Origin of the sequence: Novosphingobium sp. UBA1939 (assembly GCF_002336885.1) — a bacterium.
GTDB lineage: Bacteria > Pseudomonadota > Alphaproteobacteria > Sphingomonadales > Sphingomonadaceae > Novosphingobium.
The window spans coordinates 15,116-32,708 of record NZ_DDFB01000063.1; the positions used below are offsets into that span (position 1 = coordinate 15,116).

Annotated in this window: 13 protein-coding genes; 11 read left to right on the plus strand and 2 right to left on the minus strand. The window is 57.5% G+C overall.

Annotated features, from left to right (window positions below; genetic code table 11):
- Positions 1–62 precede the first annotated feature (62 nt).
- The 10 genes from B3547_RS09195 (at position 63) to B3547_RS09240 (ending at position 10,707) form a co-directional block, all read left to right on the plus strand.
- On the plus strand, positions 63–1,343 hold the full coding sequence (locus B3547_RS09195; RefSeq protein ID WP_292962338.1) for a hypothetical protein: 1,281 nt from the start codon (positions 63–65) through the stop codon (positions 1,341–1,343).
- A 21-nt stretch (positions 1,344–1,364) separates the two neighbouring features.
- Positions 1,365–1,850 carry a hypothetical protein gene (locus B3547_RS09200; protein ID WP_292962340.1) on the plus strand — a complete coding sequence of 162 codons (486 nt, stop codon included), beginning with the start codon at positions 1,365–1,367 and terminating at the stop codon, positions 1,848–1,850.
- A gap of 79 nt (positions 1,851–1,929) precedes the next feature.
- Entirely contained in the window at positions 1,930–2,322 is a 393-nt protein-coding gene (locus B3547_RS09205; protein WP_292962342.1) for a hypothetical protein, read from the plus strand.
- 158 nt (positions 2,323–2,480) lie between these two features.
- Positions 2,481–3,341 carry a hypothetical protein gene (locus tag B3547_RS09210; protein WP_292962344.1) on the plus strand — a complete coding sequence of 287 codons (861 nt, stop codon included), beginning with the start codon at positions 2,481–2,483 and terminating at the stop codon, positions 3,339–3,341.
- A 139-nt stretch (positions 3,342–3,480) separates the two neighbouring features.
- A complete protein-coding gene (locus tag B3547_RS09215) occupies positions 3,481–3,660 on the plus strand; it encodes a DNA-binding protein (RefSeq protein WP_292962346.1) in 180 nt (59 codons plus the stop codon).
- On the plus strand, positions 3,660–3,926 hold the full coding sequence (locus B3547_RS09220) for a hypothetical protein (protein ID WP_292962348.1): 267 nt from the start codon (positions 3,660–3,662) through the stop codon (positions 3,924–3,926). The genes B3547_RS09215 and B3547_RS09220 overlap by 1 nt, the downstream gene beginning before the upstream one ends.
- 109 nt (positions 3,927–4,035) lie before the next feature.
- Positions 4,036–4,989, plus strand: coding sequence for a hypothetical protein (locus tag B3547_RS09225; protein WP_292962350.1), 954 nt, complete (start codon positions 4,036–4,038; stop codon positions 4,987–4,989).
- A 146-nt stretch (positions 4,990–5,135) separates the two neighbouring features.
- Positions 5,136–6,086 carry a hypothetical protein gene (locus tag B3547_RS09230; protein ID WP_292962352.1) on the plus strand — a complete coding sequence of 317 codons (951 nt, stop codon included), beginning with the start codon at positions 5,136–5,138 and terminating at the stop codon, positions 6,084–6,086.
- An 812-nt stretch (positions 6,087–6,898) separates the two neighbouring features.
- On the plus strand, positions 6,899–8,980 hold the full coding sequence (locus tag B3547_RS09235; RefSeq protein ID WP_292962354.1) for an ATP-dependent nuclease: 2,082 nt from the start codon (positions 6,899–6,901) through the stop codon (positions 8,978–8,980).
- Complete coding sequence (locus tag B3547_RS09240; RefSeq protein WP_292962356.1) at positions 8,977–10,707, plus strand: UvrD-helicase domain-containing protein; 1,731 nt, start codon at positions 8,977–8,979, stop codon at positions 10,705–10,707. Before B3547_RS09235 ends, B3547_RS09240 begins: the two co-directional genes overlap by 4 nt.
- Before the next feature lie 466 nt (positions 10,708–11,173).
- Here B3547_RS09240 and B3547_RS09245 read toward each other — a convergent pair whose 3' ends face one another.
- Positions 11,174–12,019 carry a hypothetical protein gene (locus B3547_RS09245; protein WP_292962358.1) on the minus strand — a complete coding sequence of 282 codons (846 nt, stop codon included), beginning with the start codon at positions 12,017–12,019 and terminating at the stop codon, positions 11,174–11,176.
- Between the two features lie 576 nt (positions 12,020–12,595).
- Between B3547_RS09245 and B3547_RS09250 the strand changes: the two genes are divergently transcribed.
- The gene (locus tag B3547_RS09250; protein ID WP_292962360.1) at positions 12,596–13,171 is read left to right on the plus strand and encodes a recombinase family protein; all 576 of its coding nucleotides are present in this window, start codon (positions 12,596–12,598) and stop codon (positions 13,169–13,171) included.
- 100 nt (positions 13,172–13,271) lie between these two features.
- Here the strand turns inward: B3547_RS09250 and B3547_RS09255 are convergent, their stop codons facing one another.
- Positions 13,272–17,276, minus strand: a complete 4,005-nt coding sequence (locus B3547_RS09255; RefSeq protein ID WP_292962363.1) for a helix-turn-helix transcriptional regulator — start codon at positions 17,274–17,276, stop codon at positions 13,272–13,274.
- Positions 17,277–17,593 lie beyond the last annotated feature (317 nt).

Sequence of the window (17,593 nt, forward strand, 5' to 3'; positions counted from 1 at the left end):
TCCAGTTCATTCGCCATCAGGCCTGACGGCCCCCACGCCAATGCCAACGGGGGAGACCTGTCATGGTGCTGATCCGCGCTTATGGCCACAACGCCGCCGTCGATTTGTTCGATCATCATCTGGTGATCACGCGTCGACGCGGCGGGATGCTCTTCGATGCGGCGGCCTCGGAACAGTTCATTCCGCTCTCGAGCATCAAGTCGGTACAATTCCACCCCGCCGGCTTGGTGGCGCGGGGCCGGATGATCCTCACGCTTGCGGGTAACCCGTCCCGACACCCCGGCACCGAATCCGACGAGAACACCGTGTTCTTCGCCAAGGGTCAAGCAGACCAGTTCAAGCAGATCGTGCATGCCATCCGCGATACGATCGCCACCCCTTCGCTCGAGCAACTGGCCATGGCGGCGCAGCGCAACCGGGGACAGGAGCGCGTATCCCAGACACGCCCCGCGTCCGGAGCAACGCCCAACATGCTCGAGCGGATCGACGGCCCTCCGCGCTATCATGGGACCGGGTATGATAACGCCGGCTCCTCCGGCCCCTATGACTATGACAAGGAAGCCCCGCGCCAGAAGACGCCTTCCCATGATCCTATCGCGAATCTTCCAACCGGCGGATGGTGGCAGGACTTGCCGCTGGCCGGCAAGGTGATCCTGATCGCGGTTACGCTTGTCACCGTGCTGGTGACCTGCGCGAAGAATGACACCTCCACATCGGATGCGAGCGAGCAGGCGTCTTCCGCTGCAACGGGAGAAGCCGATGCTCCGGCGGCCTATCGCGCCTGCCAGAGAGAAGATGTGCAGGATGTCGTGGGCAAGGAAACCCGCAACATCATGCTGAAAGCCAACGCTGACGGGGTGATCATGGCCGCGCTCTTTGGCGTCGACATGGTCAAGCCTATAGCTGACGCCAACGTGACATTCCACGACGTGGGGCTTTACAGCGATCCAGCGTCACCGCTGCCGATCACGCAGATTACCTGCGGCGCCAACTTCCAGATCGATGCGAGTTCCACGCAGGCCGGTCAGGATATCGTGACGATTCCGAATTTGCGCTGGAACATCAACTTTGCCCAGCCCACGCAGGACCCGGATACGGGCGGATTCACCATCGAGGTCGACAAGGCCAGTATATACGACGGCATCCTCATCAACGGCCACCCTCCCGCCGCACGCAACAAGGACGAGGCTGCGCCCGCACCTGCCGGGCGATCCGAAGCCGAGCAAGCGGCACCGGTGGACGATGCCGCAGCGGAAGCCGCAGAGGCCGCTGCCGCCGATACACCCCAGCGCAAACAGACGTCTCCCACCGAAGACGATCTCTATGCGCCGCATAGTAACTGACCGGCGCTGGAGGACTCGCCGATGCTCACCACTTCGTTGGCTGTTCTAGCCTCCGCGTTGCAACCGGCCAGCGCCATCAGTCCCGCCAAGGCAACTGACCTCTGTCTCGATAGCCGCATGCGCAAGATGGCCGCCGATCTGGTCGGCACGTGGTCGCAGAACTATCCCTTCGCCCGCGTCATCATCGGCAGCGATGGACAGTATGGCGATCTGGGCGTGCCTCACCCTGCCGTGACGGGTTCCAACTTTGTTGTGTGCGCGGCGTCGTACAATCTGATCAAGGTCGGCCGTGATGGCCGGTCCTACAGCGTCACCATGGATCGCTTCTACTTCCGTATCACCGACACCGGTGAGGGCTATCAGGTCAGCCTCGAGGATCTCCCGGACTCGCTCGAGGGCACCGGCATGACCAGTCGGGAATTGATTGGGCGCTTCAAGATCGACGGTAGACCCTACGCCGACATCTTGGCGGAGAACCAGCGGCACATCGAAGGGAGAAGGCAGTGATCCCGGGCAGTGGGCCTGACGCCAAAGCGCAGAGCCGCGAACGTGCCATCCACGATGCCCCAACGAAGGAGCAGTATCGATGCCTTATGTCATCCTCGCCTCGTTGATAGCAGGCCTCGCCTCCCTGCAGATGGACAGTCCGGCCGCTGCACGATTTGCCCTGATCTTGGCCATACCTCTCCTCACGGCCCGATGGGCACGCGAAGGTCATCTGGGAGCAGACTTGCACGCTGTGGCCACCGGCACTCCCGCATGGAAGATTCTGGCTGCCGGCATTGCCGTCATCGCCCTCGAAGTGTTCGTTGATGGCCTTGCCTTGGCCCCGACGACATCGCGCCACGTGCGTTCGGTGATGGGGCCGGTCGGCGTCGGCATCATCGTTCTGGCTGGCGAAGTCGCGTGCCATCGCTACCGGCAAAGAAGCATCGCGTCAGGCAAAACTCGAAGTGACGGCGAAACCCGGGAGATGTGATCGGGGCCTTGGTGGCAGACTCTCGCCCCCTTCCAGTCAGCGCAACAATGGATCACTGCAAAGGCTCGACCGGATAAAGCTCTCTGAAATCCATTGATCCTTGACCGGGCTCCTGGGAAATACCCAATATAGCCCGATTGCTGATCCATGGAGCTTCTATGACTGACGAATGGGGGGACCACGACGACGGAAAGGGGGAGGATGTTCCCAAGCAGTGGTTGTCTATGTTGGAAGCGGTGGACTTGTTGGCCGCTGCAAATTCGCTCTCGCATGCTGCGGCGAAAGAGAGCGTGTTGGATTTGCTTTCCGATGGGAGATTGCAGCTCCGCTGCCAAAGGCACTTTAATCCAACTGATGTGGATAATGTTGTTTGGAATTCCTCAAGATGGGTGCTGGTTCCTCGATCATGCACCCCAGAAGAAAAGGCTGCGCTCATAAAGGCTGCGCGCGAACGGCGATCTCAAGAACCACCTCCGATTAAGAAACGATTCCGGCCGCAGCACCTGCCAGCGGATCATTGGCAAAAACGCGACGGTTGGAACATTGATGCGTCCAAGATAGATTGGGTAGCTGGTGCGCTTGTGGGCGTAAAGTCTGTGAAGGCCGGTACGTCATCGGATCGCGCGCTTTGCAGAGCTGCCAATGGCGTCGAGATCATGCGCGATCTGGCTATTTTTCCACTCTCGTCCGCCGAGCAGGCACATGACGTGCGCGCGGCTGGTGAAAATTCCGTTATTGATGAGGAACCCATCAACTATTTTGAAAATATAAGAAAGACAACAAAAGGTAGAAAGAGATTGCCGGCGTGGGACGCATGGATTGCGGAGGTTGCAGTTTTTATTGAAGAAAATGAGATGAATCTTGATCTAAGTGCTGAGAAATTTCATCACATTATTAATGAGAGAATATTTACAAGAGATGATGATCAAGTATTACTTGATTTTTCAACCGTCCAATCTGCTATTTCGGCAATCCGTAATCGCTGCAGGGAGGCGCGCGCCATAAACGAAATGGGCTAGACACACTCAAAGTGGTAATTTCTCTGAATTTCTCCGGATTTCCCTTGGATTCCGGCACGAATCTGGTGTTTTAGATCTCTCCACCGCGCTGATTACGAAGAAAGCCAATGGGGCTTGAGGCGCGGCGGAGTGTAAGTAAATGTCTGATTTTCAACCCTTTCTCGTCAATACGAGAACCGCATGCCGTCTGCTGGGGGTCGGCCGGACCACCCTGTTCAAGCACCTCAAAAGTGGCGTTTTGGCAAGGCGAAAAATCGGGCGCTTCACGGGCGTCACGATGGAGAGTGTCAAACGTTTAGCTGGGGAGGGAGACGTGTGATGTCGAGGCGCAACATTGGCGACATCGGCCTCCCCGCAGCGACGTATCGGGTTGATCGGGCGGCGAACAGCGAATTCGAGACCGAGAAGGCGAGCCAGGCTGAGGGCGAGGCTTATCCGCCACGGCGATGGCACGGTATGTTTTCCGTGCCGCTGTCGGACCATATCAGCCGCTTTCTAGAGCAGTTTTATCCTCATTCTTCTGCCGATAATTCTGCCGAAGTTGAAGGACCGATGGCGCATCTAATGCCCACTAAGCTGCGCTAGCCAGACCTGAGGTCGGGATTCGCTTCACTGCCCCGCCCCTATCCCATCGAAAAATCCACCGCCCGAGGAATCGTGCTCGGCCGTGGCCTAAACATTAGAGGAATTCACTTTGCCTAAGCCGAAGCATCTCCGCGGCAAGAAGCGCCGCAAGGTAAACAACGTTGTTGGCACCACCATGCCGCAAAGCAATCCCATCACCGCGAAGAGCGAGATCGATCGCATTCTCGGATTCGCTTGCGCCGACGACCCCCACATGCGCGCCGTCTATTCGGCCATCACTGGACTGGAGGGTTCCATCACCGATTTGAGCATGGCCAATTTCGGCCAAATGAAGCGTACTGAAGAGACGGTGATGACAGCCTTGTCCGCCCGTATCGCGCAGGCCAACGAACAGTGGGCGGTTCGCTCAACGATTGTCGACGTCGTGCCCGGATCGAAGGTTGTGATTGACGTTCCGAAGGCTCGTACGGCCCTGCGCTTTTACGCAAAGGCGGATGTGAACACGATCATGACCATATCCTGTGCGCCGGTGCCGCGGTCGTCGGATCCGACCGGGTTTGGCATGGCTGTCGAGGCGCGAGCGCTCATCTTTGGCGCAAACGCGCGCGCGATGGTGCAGCGCGTCAGTACCAAGTCGCGTATCAGCAATACGGGGTTTTGCGGCCCGATTTCGACCGTGTGGTACGAACCTAACGATCAGGCGGCGCTCAAGAAGGCCCTCCACGACATGTTCCGCCCCTCCATGGTGCACCTTCCCTTTCTGGAGGGTACGCATGAGGCCCGTGTCCCGGATGGTTGGAATAAGGCATCAGCCCGGCGGCTCAGGGGACTGATGACCTTGATGACGCGCTCCTTGCTGCCGACCAAGAAGGCACTGGGGTTCGTCGGCGAAGGAAAGTCGATGATGGTCGGCGCGATCACTGCCGCTGAGGTTGCAATGAAGAAGGCCTGTCGCTCGAGCCGCCCCCCGGTTCACCCCGATGGCTTGCTTCACTTCTGGTTTGAAGAACAGCGCCGCCTTGGTCTCACCGATGTGACGGTTCCGCTGATCAAGCTGCGTTAAGCCACAACGGGGCGGTGCAGAGTGCCGCCCCAACATTTATTTTGCGCGGTGAAGGCGAGGCGCAGATGCCGCGCAGAACTTGGTCCAGCGGCAAACCCGTAAACTGGTGCCAGCGGACGCTACCGCGAAAAAGCCGAGAGCCCGACATGACCGAGATCGAAATCGCGCGCAGCGAACTGCGCAACAAGGCGGATACCATCCGCAAGACCTTTTACGACCGACACCATATGGATATTGGCCGCTGGAGCCTTGAACAAGGCGACCAGCGGTTCTTGCATCTGGTCACCAAAGGAAAGCTGGCAGATCGCGCTCTGCTCAGCAACATGTTCGTGCGGAAGTGGGCGGCTTATGCATGGATCGATGCGCTGCTCGCGGACTTCGAGCAATACCCTGACCGCGAGCGTGTTTGGATCACAATGGCTTGGGACGCCCCGATAACGTGGGAACGCAAGCCGGAGATTGACACGGTTGCATGTCGGAACATGGCAAGCCAGCATCTACGGCGGTCTCGTGTGGAAGGCACCGGAGTGCTGGAGTTCGACACGTGGAAGAACATCGCCGGTGAGCGCGGAAAGCGCGTCACACCGCACATCCACTTTCTCGGTCATGCACGGCAAGGCGAAACGATCGATGCCGAAACGCTGCAGGAATCCATGCGGAGCCGTTCTGCCCTTTCCAACTCGATTGGAGCGCCAAGCGTGGTAGTGAAGGAAGTCGGCAAGACCCCGAAGGACTTGGCGACGTTGGGTTGCTACATGAGCAAGCTGCCTGCCTACGCCAAAAACCCTGTGCCGAGCCGGGTTTGGAATGGATACGATCTGGTGCAGGTCAACCATGCGCCGGGCAGCGTGACGCGCCTGATCGAGATGTTGTCATTCATGGAGCTTGGAGACGTGATGTTCTCGATTGGCGAGGGCAAGCACATCGCCGCGCAAGTGCGCGATCAGGTCAGAATGAAATGCGCTTGCCAGCGTGGCGCGATTTCTGCCCCGATCCATAGCGAGATCGAACGGCGCTGGCGGAGCATTCGCCAGACCAACGGCAACAAGACATTTGGAGATTGCACGATTGTTACCCGCGCGCACCAGCGGCGCTAGCGCGAAAAAGCATCACCTGTGCGACGAAAAATTTTCGTCGGTCGGCGGGTATGTGGCTCGTGTGGCCATGTTAATGTCAACATGACACGCTACTCATGCCCGTCTACAGGTCTACGACACACCCCGCCTGCATCTCATGCCGATTCCTACCCCCACCGTTTTTTCAACGTGCGGGTAGATCGTGGTGAAAGTTCCAGCCGAAAGATCAGTGCCCTCAGCATGCTTCGTTCTATGCTCACGAAAATTCCCGATGTAGGTTGAGGCGGCCGTGTGCGCGAACCGAACAACGCGATAGCCCACGTCCGAGGAAATCTGAAGTTCACCAAACATACTCAGCGACCGATCAAAGCCAGCTGGTCGCTGCGGGACGCGAATTAGTCGCCGACGCCTTTATCGCACTTTGCGGCCATCAACTTCATGCGCGACCCCCTTAAACGGCGTACCGTCCCGCTTATGGGCCATGAATCTACCTGTTTCTGCGACACGCTTTATGAAGGTCCGGCCGCCGTACAGCATCCAGTCCGCAAATGTCCGGCTAGGCCGAAACCGGCCATTCGGCGGGCCGGGAAGGCCCTTTCTCCCATGTCCAGGCCGTTGGACACACTGGACAGAATACCCCTGTATAGCAGGCTATCGCAGCCTTGGAAGCCGTGGCGCGCTGTAGCGCGCTACAGCGTAGATTGGTGCGCCACGGTCGATGACCGGGAGAACTACATCTGCGCCATAGCCCTCTGGGGAGCGACGGAGTGCTACGCTTCAATCTCTGGTGGAAGTAAATCTTGCCTGACTCTACGATTGCGAAAGGAGGTGGCATGCTCAAGCTATCAAACGTGCGCGTCGAAGGGTTCCGCCTGCTTGAAAGCGTGGATATCGCTATCGAGCAGGGTACCACAGTTATTGTCGGCCGTAATAATAGCGGGAAAACCTCACTCACCGAGGTGTTCGACAAGTTTCTCGGGGAGCATGTCGGCGCGTTCCGTCTGGAGGACTTCTCGGCCGCCGTCCGCGCGCATTTTATCACGGCGAAGGCGGCGCGGGATGCGGCGGACAGTCAGCCGGAAGCGGTCCTTGCAGCTCTCCCGCGTATCGCGCTGACCCTCACCTTCACCTATGATGGCACAGAGGCCGACCTCGGCCCCCTGTCTCCCTTCATAATCGACCTCGACCCGGCCTGCACCAGCGCCATCGCCATGATCGAATACTCTTGCTCGCTCAACAAACTTGCGCCGCTGCTCGATCTTCCCGACTACGATGCCGGAGCGCAGAACGCCAACGAGGTGCTGTTCCGACACCTCCGTGACGCGATCTCCGCCGCATATTCGATCAAGTGTTTCGCGATTGACCCGACTGACGCGAACAATCGGCGGGCGTTCGACGGCGCCGCCGAACTTAAGGCGCTTTTGCAGACCGGCTTCGTCAAGGCGCAGCGCACCTTGGATATGGGCAAGCGAGGCGACACAGACGTGATCGGCAAGCTTCTCAACAAGCTTTTTCGCACCGCGAGCAACCTCAACGCATCACCGGGCGATCAGGAAATCGCCAGTCAGCTCAAGGCCGCCGTCGCGGGTATCGAGCAGACCATGCAGGGCGATTTCGACGATCAGCTTAATGGGCTTTTGCCAGCGCTGAACTCATTCGGATTCCCGAGCCTCAACGACACGGAGCTACGCCCGCAAACGCAGATCGACGTTGAGAGCCTACTGACCGACAACACCCGGATTGTCTACACAGGAACGGATGGAGTCCATCTGCCCGAAGGCTACAACGGCCTCGGAACGCGCAACTTGATCTATATCTTGCTTCAACTCGAAGCCCTGCACAAAACCTATCGCAGCACAGCCACCCGCCCGGGGACGCATCTCGTCTTCATCGAGGAACCGGAAGCGCACCTGCACCCCCAGATGCAGGAAGTTTTCATCACACAGCTCAACGAGGCCATAGCCACGCTTTCGAAGAAATATCCCGGAGAGCCCGTCTGGCAGGTGCAGTTCATCGTCTCCACGCACTCCTCGCATCTAGCGAACGCGGCGCAGTTTGACGCCATCCGGTATTTCCTCAACGAGCCGACCGCCGCGCAAGGCGTCCGGCGGACGAAGGTCAAGGATTTCCGCAAGGGCGCGGCTGCCATCGAGCCGGACGATCGTAACTTCCTTCAGCAGTATATGACGCTGACGAAGTGCGACCTCTATTTCGCCGACAAGGTGATCCTCGTCGAAGGCGCGACAGAAAAAATTCTGATGCCTCGCATCCTGAAACTGGTGGACGACACGCTTCCCGCAGAAGCGAAGCTTTGCCGGCAATATATCACGACGATGGAGGTAGGTGGCGCGCACGCGCAGGTTTTCTATCCGCTGCTGGACTTCCTCGAGTTGAAGACGCTCATCGTCACCGACATCGACGCCGTGCGCCTGCTAGATGGCAAGCTCCGAAAATGCCCATGCGCGGAAGCGGAGCGGACTTCGAATAACGCCCTAAAAACGTGGTTCGATGACACCATGATCTCGATCGCCGCGCTCACCGCCAAGACGCCCGCCGAAAAGACACGTCGATTCTGTCGCGTCGCCTACCAGATGCCCGAGGACGGTTCAGTTCATACCGCGCGGAGTTACGAAGACGCGCTGATCCTTGCCAACCTCGATCGCTTCGACATCGCCGACGATGCGGCTGCCGCGCAAAACGCCTTTGATGCCGCACAGGATTTCAAGAAATCCGAGGAGGCCATCCGTTTCGCGATCATCGAGGCCGACTGGAACGTTCCCAAATACATCAAGGAAGGCCTCGTTTGGCTCTCGGAGCCGCCGCCGCCGCCAGAGGCGCCGCCGTCGATCGTTCCCGAAGACATTCCGCCAGCGCCGGGTGGGGCTGACGCGCCAGCGGCCGAGGGGGTTGCGTGACCGGGCAACCGTCGCCGGCCGTTGCAGCCGCCCAAAAGGCACAGGCCCGGCTCGACGAATGCCTCGGCAACGGCCAGAATTTCCGGCTCGAAGCAGGCGCGGGAGCCGGCAAGACCTATTCGCTCGTAACGGCCCTCAAGAAGATCATCGCAGAAAGCGGTCCGGCACTTATGCACGCCGGGCAGAAGGTTGCCTGCATCACCTATACGGAGGTTGCTCGGCAGGAGATCGCCAACGAGATCGAGGAACACCCGGCGATCCTCGTCAATACCATCCACGGGTTCGGCTGGGCTTTCATCTCGCGCTTTCAAAAGACCTTGCGCGAACTCGTCGCCGCGCATGAGCCCTACAAAGAGGCGATCGAGGTGGCGGGCGGGATTCAGGATCAGCAGGTGGACTACAATCTCGGGTTCTTCGGGATCGACGAGAAACGGATCACCCTCAACCATGACGACGTTCCGCGCTTCCTCGCAGCGTTGCTAGCAAACGCGAAATTCAAACGAATTTTCAAAAGCCTGTACCCTGTCCTTTTCATCGACGAGTATCAGGACACCGATCCGCTTGTGATGTCGGCGCTGGCCGATCATTTCTTCACGCCGGGCGATGGTCCGATCACCGGGCTGTTCGGCGATCACTGGCAAACGATTTACCGCAAGGACCATGCACTCCTCGATCTTCCCAACGTCGAGGGCATCGCCAAGGGATCGAACTTTCGCTCGGTCCCGGTCATCGTGGATGTGCTCAACCGCCTGCGCCCGGAGCTTGTGCAGGAAGTCAACGACGTTGACGGGCAAGGCGAAGCTCGCTTTTTCCATACTAACGGGTTTGCCGGCGCGCGTGTCGATTCCCGCAACGGCAAACAGGAATTGCCCGAAGATGCGCACGCGGCTTCGATCGAGCGCGTCCGTCAGACGCTACAGGACGAGGGCTGGGATTTCGATCCCGCACGGACGAAGATCCTGATGCTCACCCACAACGCTATCGCGGCCGAGCGCGGTTATCCGAATATCGCCCAGATTTTCGACCGCAATGAGGCTTTCGCCAAGAAGGAAGACGCCGCGATTGCCTTCCTGGCCGATACCGTCGAGCCGATCTGCGCCGCCTACAAGGCGGGCAATTACGGGGAGATGTTCCGGTTGATGGGCGGCATCCCGACCATCCGGAAGACAGCCGATAAGGCCCAATGGCAGGCCGACATGGATGCGCTGATCTTGCTTCGGGAAACCGGGACCATCGGCGAACTGATCGACCATCTGAAAGGCACACGACGGCCGCGGTTGAGCGATCGTATAGTCGGTCGAGAAGAAGATATCGCAAAGCTGGGTCCCGAGCCGACCGAGGACGAGCCGAAATCGCTTAAGCGCTACCGTGAGCTGCGGAACGCCCCATATCGCGAGCTTATCGCCGTCACCGAGTTTATCAACGGCTTCACGCCCTTCGCCACCCAGCACAGTGTGAAGGGGGCCGAGTTCGAAAACGTACTTGTCATCCTGAGCGGTGGCTGGAATCACTACAACTGGCCGCAGTTTTTCGAGCTACTCACCACCGCCAAATTCACCGGCAAGAACACGGGCGGCTTTCACCGCTGCCGCAACCTCTTTTATGTCGCCATATCGCGGCCGAAGAAGCGCCTCGCCGTACTTGCGACGCAAGCTCTCAACGATCCTGCAATGCATGCTGCTACCCAATTGTTCGGGGACGGCAACGTTATCGCTCTGGCCGTGTAAGCGGAAACGCCAGCTCCTCGACGGGTATAAATCAGCATGGAAAATTTATGCGCGCAACCCTATTGCCAATTCTGTTGCATCCGCAGCCGACGAGAGGCAGCTTCGGAATAGCCAGTTGCTTCCCGAATGGTCGGAATTGAAGCGTATGCCGACTGTCCGTGACGATCAGTCCGAGCAGCAGCTTCCGGCGCGAGGTGTTGTTCACTGGGGCGACGCTTAACGACTGACTCTGGTCGGCCGCCGCCAGCAGCGAACGCGGATTCGTGGGACATTGCAGTCATTCCGGCACGGTAAATCGAATGTCTGCTGGTGGCAGAACTCGAAGCTCGACAGCGATGCCTTCTTGCTATCCCAAGCGAGACAGTCCGGCTGTCGGACGTCTGCCAACCTGCGGTCGATGCGGGGGCACTCACACCTTGACGCCAGTCGCGTGATATTCTGACCCGCGGTCCGTGCCCCCGAGCGCCTAGTCCAGTCGATCAAACTGTAGATCGACGATCATCGTCCTAAGCGACTCACCGCTTACTTCGCAAAACTCTGCGATCGCTGTCCAAAGATCCCAGCCACCTATCGGCGTCTCGTAGAGCATGATCGCCGGCACCTCATACTCGCCCACAGCGATCTGATCCTCCCTGCCAAGGCGATGAGCCTCAAGGGCCTCAAGATGTCGACGCACCTCTTCATTCGTCACTGTCGTAGCCGCAGTGAAGTCGTCCCATCTCAACCATAGACAACCCATCGAACGAGCGTTGTACGAGTCCTTAACGCATCGCGCTCGCTCGATAACTGCGCAGATGAATAACCGACTCTGAATGTCGAGCCGACTAAGCCGCTCACCGACGATGTTAATATCGTCTACAAGCTCCCGCGTTTCGCTGGGGGTGTACGACCAGCCCAGAACGCGGCACAGCCTCTGTACCGTCGACGCCTTCCCGAGTGTTTTGCGGCTCGTTTGATCAACATAGGCGCGATACATCCGCATTCCGGGGTCGCTGAAATGCGCCTCATGCTCCTGTTTCATGCGGGTCAAACGCTCAATCGGGAATGCGTTGACGTCGTTGGTCTCGACGTGGTGAGCGTAACACATCAGGATAAGGTTAGCTGCCGCGGCCCGCTGTTCGTTTGACATATCTTTGTCGAAACGCTCGCCACGTACGCCTGCGATGTGGCATATTTGGCCGATGAATTGCCCTGTTTTGTTTATCATCATCTGCTGGCAACCCGGGTACGCGCAGACGTTGCCGGATTTGGCAAAGAGCTCCCGCAGAACCTCTTTAGAGTGAGCTAATCGTTTAGGTTCTTCGTTGGCCATGTTCAGTCCATTGGTGGGTTGGTGGAAGACATATGTGCACGCCGCGCGCGAACTCAACGTCTATGGAAGGGTCCGTTCCAAATTGCCGGTATGTCACCCGGAAGGGGTCGGTACCGCGCTAAATGTCGCTGGTGCTCCTCAGAGCCCGCGTGCGGCTTCATACTATTGGGGATGGGCCGCTTTCGGAGGGATCGGACCATTCGCGGATCAGGTGTGAACCGCCAAATCTGGTCGGGGTTTGCCCCTTGCATTTCAATGCTGGAGCGACAGCTTTCCGCCATTTGTATTTCGTGACCTGTCATTCCGAAGTGTCCGCCAACTTCGGTCAATCCGGGTCACAGATTGCGTTGGTGAATGTACGGCGGCTTAGGCCGTGCGAGTGATCCGAAACGGACTTACCGGATCGCCCCCTCGGGCGACGCCCAGCAATCGAAGGGGCGAGTTGGCCTACTACCGAGACCGGTGTTTCGAAAATGAGCGTTTTCAATACAGGGATTTGGGCCGTTTCGAAAAGTAGCTTGCTCTCAGTTTCGATACAGCGCATAATTCGAGGCACATTTTCGATACAGGTGTGTCATGTCGCGCGTATTTGCATATTGCCGTGTCAGCACGGTTGACCAAACCCACAAAAATCAGGTTCTCGAAATTGAGGCTGCCGGCTTCAAGCTCGAGTCGAGACGCGTCATTGCAGAAACGGTTTCCGGTTCGACGCCAGCAATGGAGCGGGAGGGCTTTCGCAAGCTGATCGATCGACTCGACTGGCATGACGTGTTGGTCGTAACCAAGCTCGACCGACTGGGTCGTAACGCGATGGATGTGCGCGCCACGGTTGAAAAGCTCGCTGAGATGCAAGTTCGGGTTCACTGCTTGGCGCTTGGCGGTGTAGACCTTACCAGCGCTGCCGGCAAAATGACCATGGCGATGATCGCCGCTGTGGCGGAGTTCGAGCGCGACCTTTTGGTCGAACGAACACAAGCGGGCTTGTCGCGCGCGAAGGCACAAGGGAAGAAACTTGGACGTCCCAGTGCCTTGACGGGCGAACAGCAGGAAACGGTCCGCCGGCGACGCAAGGAGGGGGCGTCGCTCGGTGAACTCGCCAAGGAGTTCGGCGTTAGCCGTTCCGCAATTCAGCGTGTTGAACGGACGCAATGAGAAGCGACTACGCGACAACTTGTTGGGTCCTGACTGTCCGCTTCTGGCGGTGTAATGCGAAGAACGGACATTGATATACCCTGATAGCGTTCGCCCGCCTTTATGCTCTGCCAATTCGTCGACGAACATTGTCGTCTGTATCATGCCACTCAGCATCGCGGCGGTATCCGTCAGCGATATTATAGAGCATCCGCGAAGTAAACGGGTGCTTTGGCGCAAGAGCATCGGCCCAAGCTCGATATTTACTTTCCAAAGCGCGCTCCTGATCGCCGCCATGCCCTCGGAAAACGACCCCACGAGAGTTATAGACGCCCAACTCCATGCCGCGTGAGATTTGCTCTGTGCCTACGCTTTCCAAGGCGATTCGAACCGCTTCATGCGGCCAAATGCCATCCTTGCCAGGTTGACACCTGCCTAGAAGTTGGCCGATGCATTGATCCCCTATTTCGCCGCGAGAAAGGTCGGCCAATTGCGCCCGAACCTCTTTGATCCAATGTATCAAGGCAGCGACGTCGATTTCTCCCGCATCGTTCGATCCCGGCGTTCTCCGAATATAATTTAGGACACGATATACGTTGTGGAAGATGGCTTCCTTGTTCGCGTCTTCCGGTATTTGAAACTGTTCAGGATCAATTCGTTCATCTTTCCGCTTATACATCAGCGCGATTAGCTGGACGAATGAGGCCGGCTCACTCGAAATCTTTTTCTCTAGATTGGGGATGCCATAATCGTTGTGAGTCAGAGGATCGACCAACGCCACCTCAAGCGAAGCCATTTCATCTATTGTCAGCTCGCGAGATGCGTTCAGATGCTTCATCGCGTCAGAGAGGCGGTATCCATCAAGCTGGTAGGTTCCTTCTTCCTCATCGCCGCCAGCGACCAGTGATCGCATCAACTTCGCCAAGGTCGGTCCACCCAACTTTTCAACCTCGAAGCGGATGCTGCAAAAGGCTGCACGAGGCCGATTTGCCCTTAGCAGCTTGTCGACCATCTCCTGCATCTCATCAGCTTCAAGCCGCCAAGCGTTCGGGACCAATTCCCGCCAATATCGTGCGATTAGATCTGGCCTTTGCTCCTCCAGCATTCGCCACGTTGCACTGTTCACGGGGCAAATCTGGAACAGGCGAATTGCTGCATCGTCGTTGACGGGCAAAATACCGTCCTTTGTTGCCATCACTTGCGACGCATATTCGAGTGCTCCAGCTTCCCCATCTCTGTTCAACAAGCCGTTTGCACAGGTCATTCGCTTGGCACGCATTTCCGTGTCGTCGTTCGAGATTAACTCACGAATCAAGTCGATGGTCTGCTCAGCATTTATTGCTTTCGATAGATGCCAGCCGACTGCATAGCTAGCGTTCCCGTTGCTCAGAAGGTCCAAAATGCCGACGATACCTCGGGCGGCAAAAACTTCAGCCATCGCAGCATCGCGCATATCAGCGATGCGCTTCTCGCGCTTTTCGTAGTCAAACTTTTCATCGTCGAGCTCGACGCGAGATTCGTGAACCCAACTTTCCGCGAAAAGCCATCGGTGTTTTTGCACCGGGTCATCGGGTTGAAGCCGATCGGCGAGATCGCACAAATATTTTGAAATCCTGCCGGCGTTTTTGGGCGGCTTTTTGCCAGTAGAGTATCCCAGCAATCGAAGCGTCTCGCTAAGTTCAGATTTGGCATCGTCGCCGGGTTTTGCCGCCAACCACTCCTCAATCTTGACAGTTAGCCGCTGCTGATCCGTGTCACTCAGTTGATCAGCGATCTTCAACAATTCTCCGATCTTTTCTGTGTCTGGCGCGGTCCACGAAAGCATGAGGTCCAGCGCAGCATCGCACATCTTATACATCTCGACGTCGGTCATGCGGCGTGGCCCTGACCGCATGATCGAACGATAGGTTGGACGTGAATTAGGCGTTGCCATACGGTGATGCTCGGCAACCTGAGCCAGACAAATGCACCACCCAACCTCGGGACTTTGAGCGACAATCACTTTCAACGCCGCGATGCGTCCATCAATCTCCACGCAAGTTTCTGGGTGCCAGCAACTCACGAGGGATTCTAGCGAGTTTTCCGGCTTATTCATGTAGTTGTCGTTGATCGGCACTTCGCTCAGTGTCGTCAAAATCCGCACAACCCGCAAATAATGGACGGGGTCCCAAGCAAGAAGTTCCAGAGCCCAAAGCAGGCCAGTGCGGTCTGGGCTGTCGAAGCCCCCCGGTGAAACTGGTCGAAGCATCAAAAGAGTTTGGGGATCCGCCTTGGCGAGATCGGCTTCGATAGCGGTCAAGAAACTGCTTGGAGATGCCTCGGCTAGTGACCGCATGTCTGAGGAGAGCGCAACCAGATTCCGGTATGGCTTTCCCAAGAGCAACCGTTCCACAAGCCGGTCAACTCGCGGGGCGATCTTGTCCAGCCTGCCTTTAATTAGCTCGTCGCCATATACTGCAAGCAGCACCAGCATGTCGCCAATCGCTTGACGCAGTGAACCCGAAATCTCGCGCTTTTTTCCGTAAATGCCTGCCGACCATCGCTTGTCAGGTTCGAGATCAAGGGCCGGATCGTCCTCTGAAAGGATGAACTCAGCTTCCTTGAGAAACACCTCAATATCGGCGTCCAGCAGGCTGGAATGCACCGCAAAGAGAGCATCTCTTCGGCATACGATGCCTCTGTAATTGCCAATCGCCCAGACGGGCGCATCAGGCAATGCCAAGAGATCGAGCATGTCCCGTTCAACCTGTTCGTAAGGCGTGCCTTGCGCTAAACTCGATACGATCGTTCGGTCCCATTCATTCGATTTGTTCCAGGCCCCCGCGAGCAAGATCGGGATGAGCTTGCGTGTGAGAGCACTTCCCTCCTTGGACCAATCGGGATTTTTCAATGCGGGAAGCGTGGAGAGATGCCGACGCAAAATTGTCGGAGATTGGGCGGTCTGTGCGCTCAGCGCGGACACCTCTTCATGGGCATAACCCATATCCTCAAGGGCCAATCTAAAAGAGTCATAGTCAGCTTGGTCTAGCTCTATATCTGTATCCTTCTCGATGCTTTTCTTAGTGCGAACCGCGGCGATGTGATGCGAGGCCAGATAGGGCCCCGCACCCTTTTCGACTTCTTCATTGTCGATGGCTATTACGCTTCCCATGGTCGCAGCGGCGGTGCGGCGAAGCGCATCAGGGGTCGAAGCAACTACGGCACTTTCCCTTACATGCCCGCTAAGGGCGCATGCCAGCCACGCCAAGCCCTCAGCTATTGAGTCCGCCGTCACCACAAGCGGTCGTCCGCCTGTATCTGCAAGCCAGCGATCTATTGTTGATGCGTTCGCTTTGATTGAGCCTTCAAATAGGCGGGGCGACAGTTCAGGTTTCGTTGCGCTCGCCCACTCTACCCAACAGCGATCAAGCGACCTTACGCCATCCGTGGACCGACCAATTTGTTCCGCAAACCAAATCTGTGTCGCCACGGACAATTCAAGCCACTGAGAAAGGTCATCGGCGTCATATGCACGCACATCCCGCCATTTTCCCGAGGCACGCTGAGTTTCCGCCCATGCTTCCTTTCCGGCCCATCGGCGCGGAGTCACATAGACAAAGGTGATATCCTTGCGTTTCTGCGGACTGAGCGCAGCTTCTCGGGCGCGAATATCGTCGTTGGGCTTTCCCGGCAGGTTTGCTGAATTACTCAGTTCCCAGCAGGACCTGCCAACGGGCACCTTTTCTGAGCCTAGCGAGCTAGTGGTTTCGCCATCCCAGCCATGCCGTTCGACTTCTTCTTCGCCGTGAAAATCTAGCCCTGTTAAATCGGGCGTGGTGGCGAAGGCTAACCGGCGAATGAGAAGAGGCAGCGCAGCTCGGGACGAAACACGTTTAGCAAGAGACCAACTTTCAATATCCGTTGCGCCAATGGTCAGGTATCCGGCGGAGTTCTTGGCTGCTTGTCGCGCCACCTCGGTTGAGCCATCTATCTGCGCCTGTAAGGCAAGCAGCTCTGCCGAAGTCGTTTCAAAACACCGCTCCAACCGTGCTGCCATATCTGCCGAGAGCTTTGCCTTACCCGTCAGAAACGTATGCAAAGTTTGCCGGGCTATCCCTAATCGGCGTGCGGCCTCAGCGACTGCCATCCCTGCCGGTATGACTTCGGCTTTAACGTAAGCGCCAACTGAAGAGTATCTCACCGCATGTCGTCCTGTGTCATGTCAACATGACACACTACGCCGATTCTTGAGGACGTCAACCGGTGGGCGGAGGAGCACCCATGCCAGATGACTGGTCCCGGCGCTCAATGTAAACGGGCGTGAACGAAAGGCAGGATTTAACGATCACTTAGTAGGCCGCAATTGGCAGCTTTTATGGCGGGCGCCGCCGGAAACGGGCGCATTGTGGGACGAAGCTGCCAGTCGTGATCCGTCACGAGAATGCGGCGTCGGTTGGAGCCCGT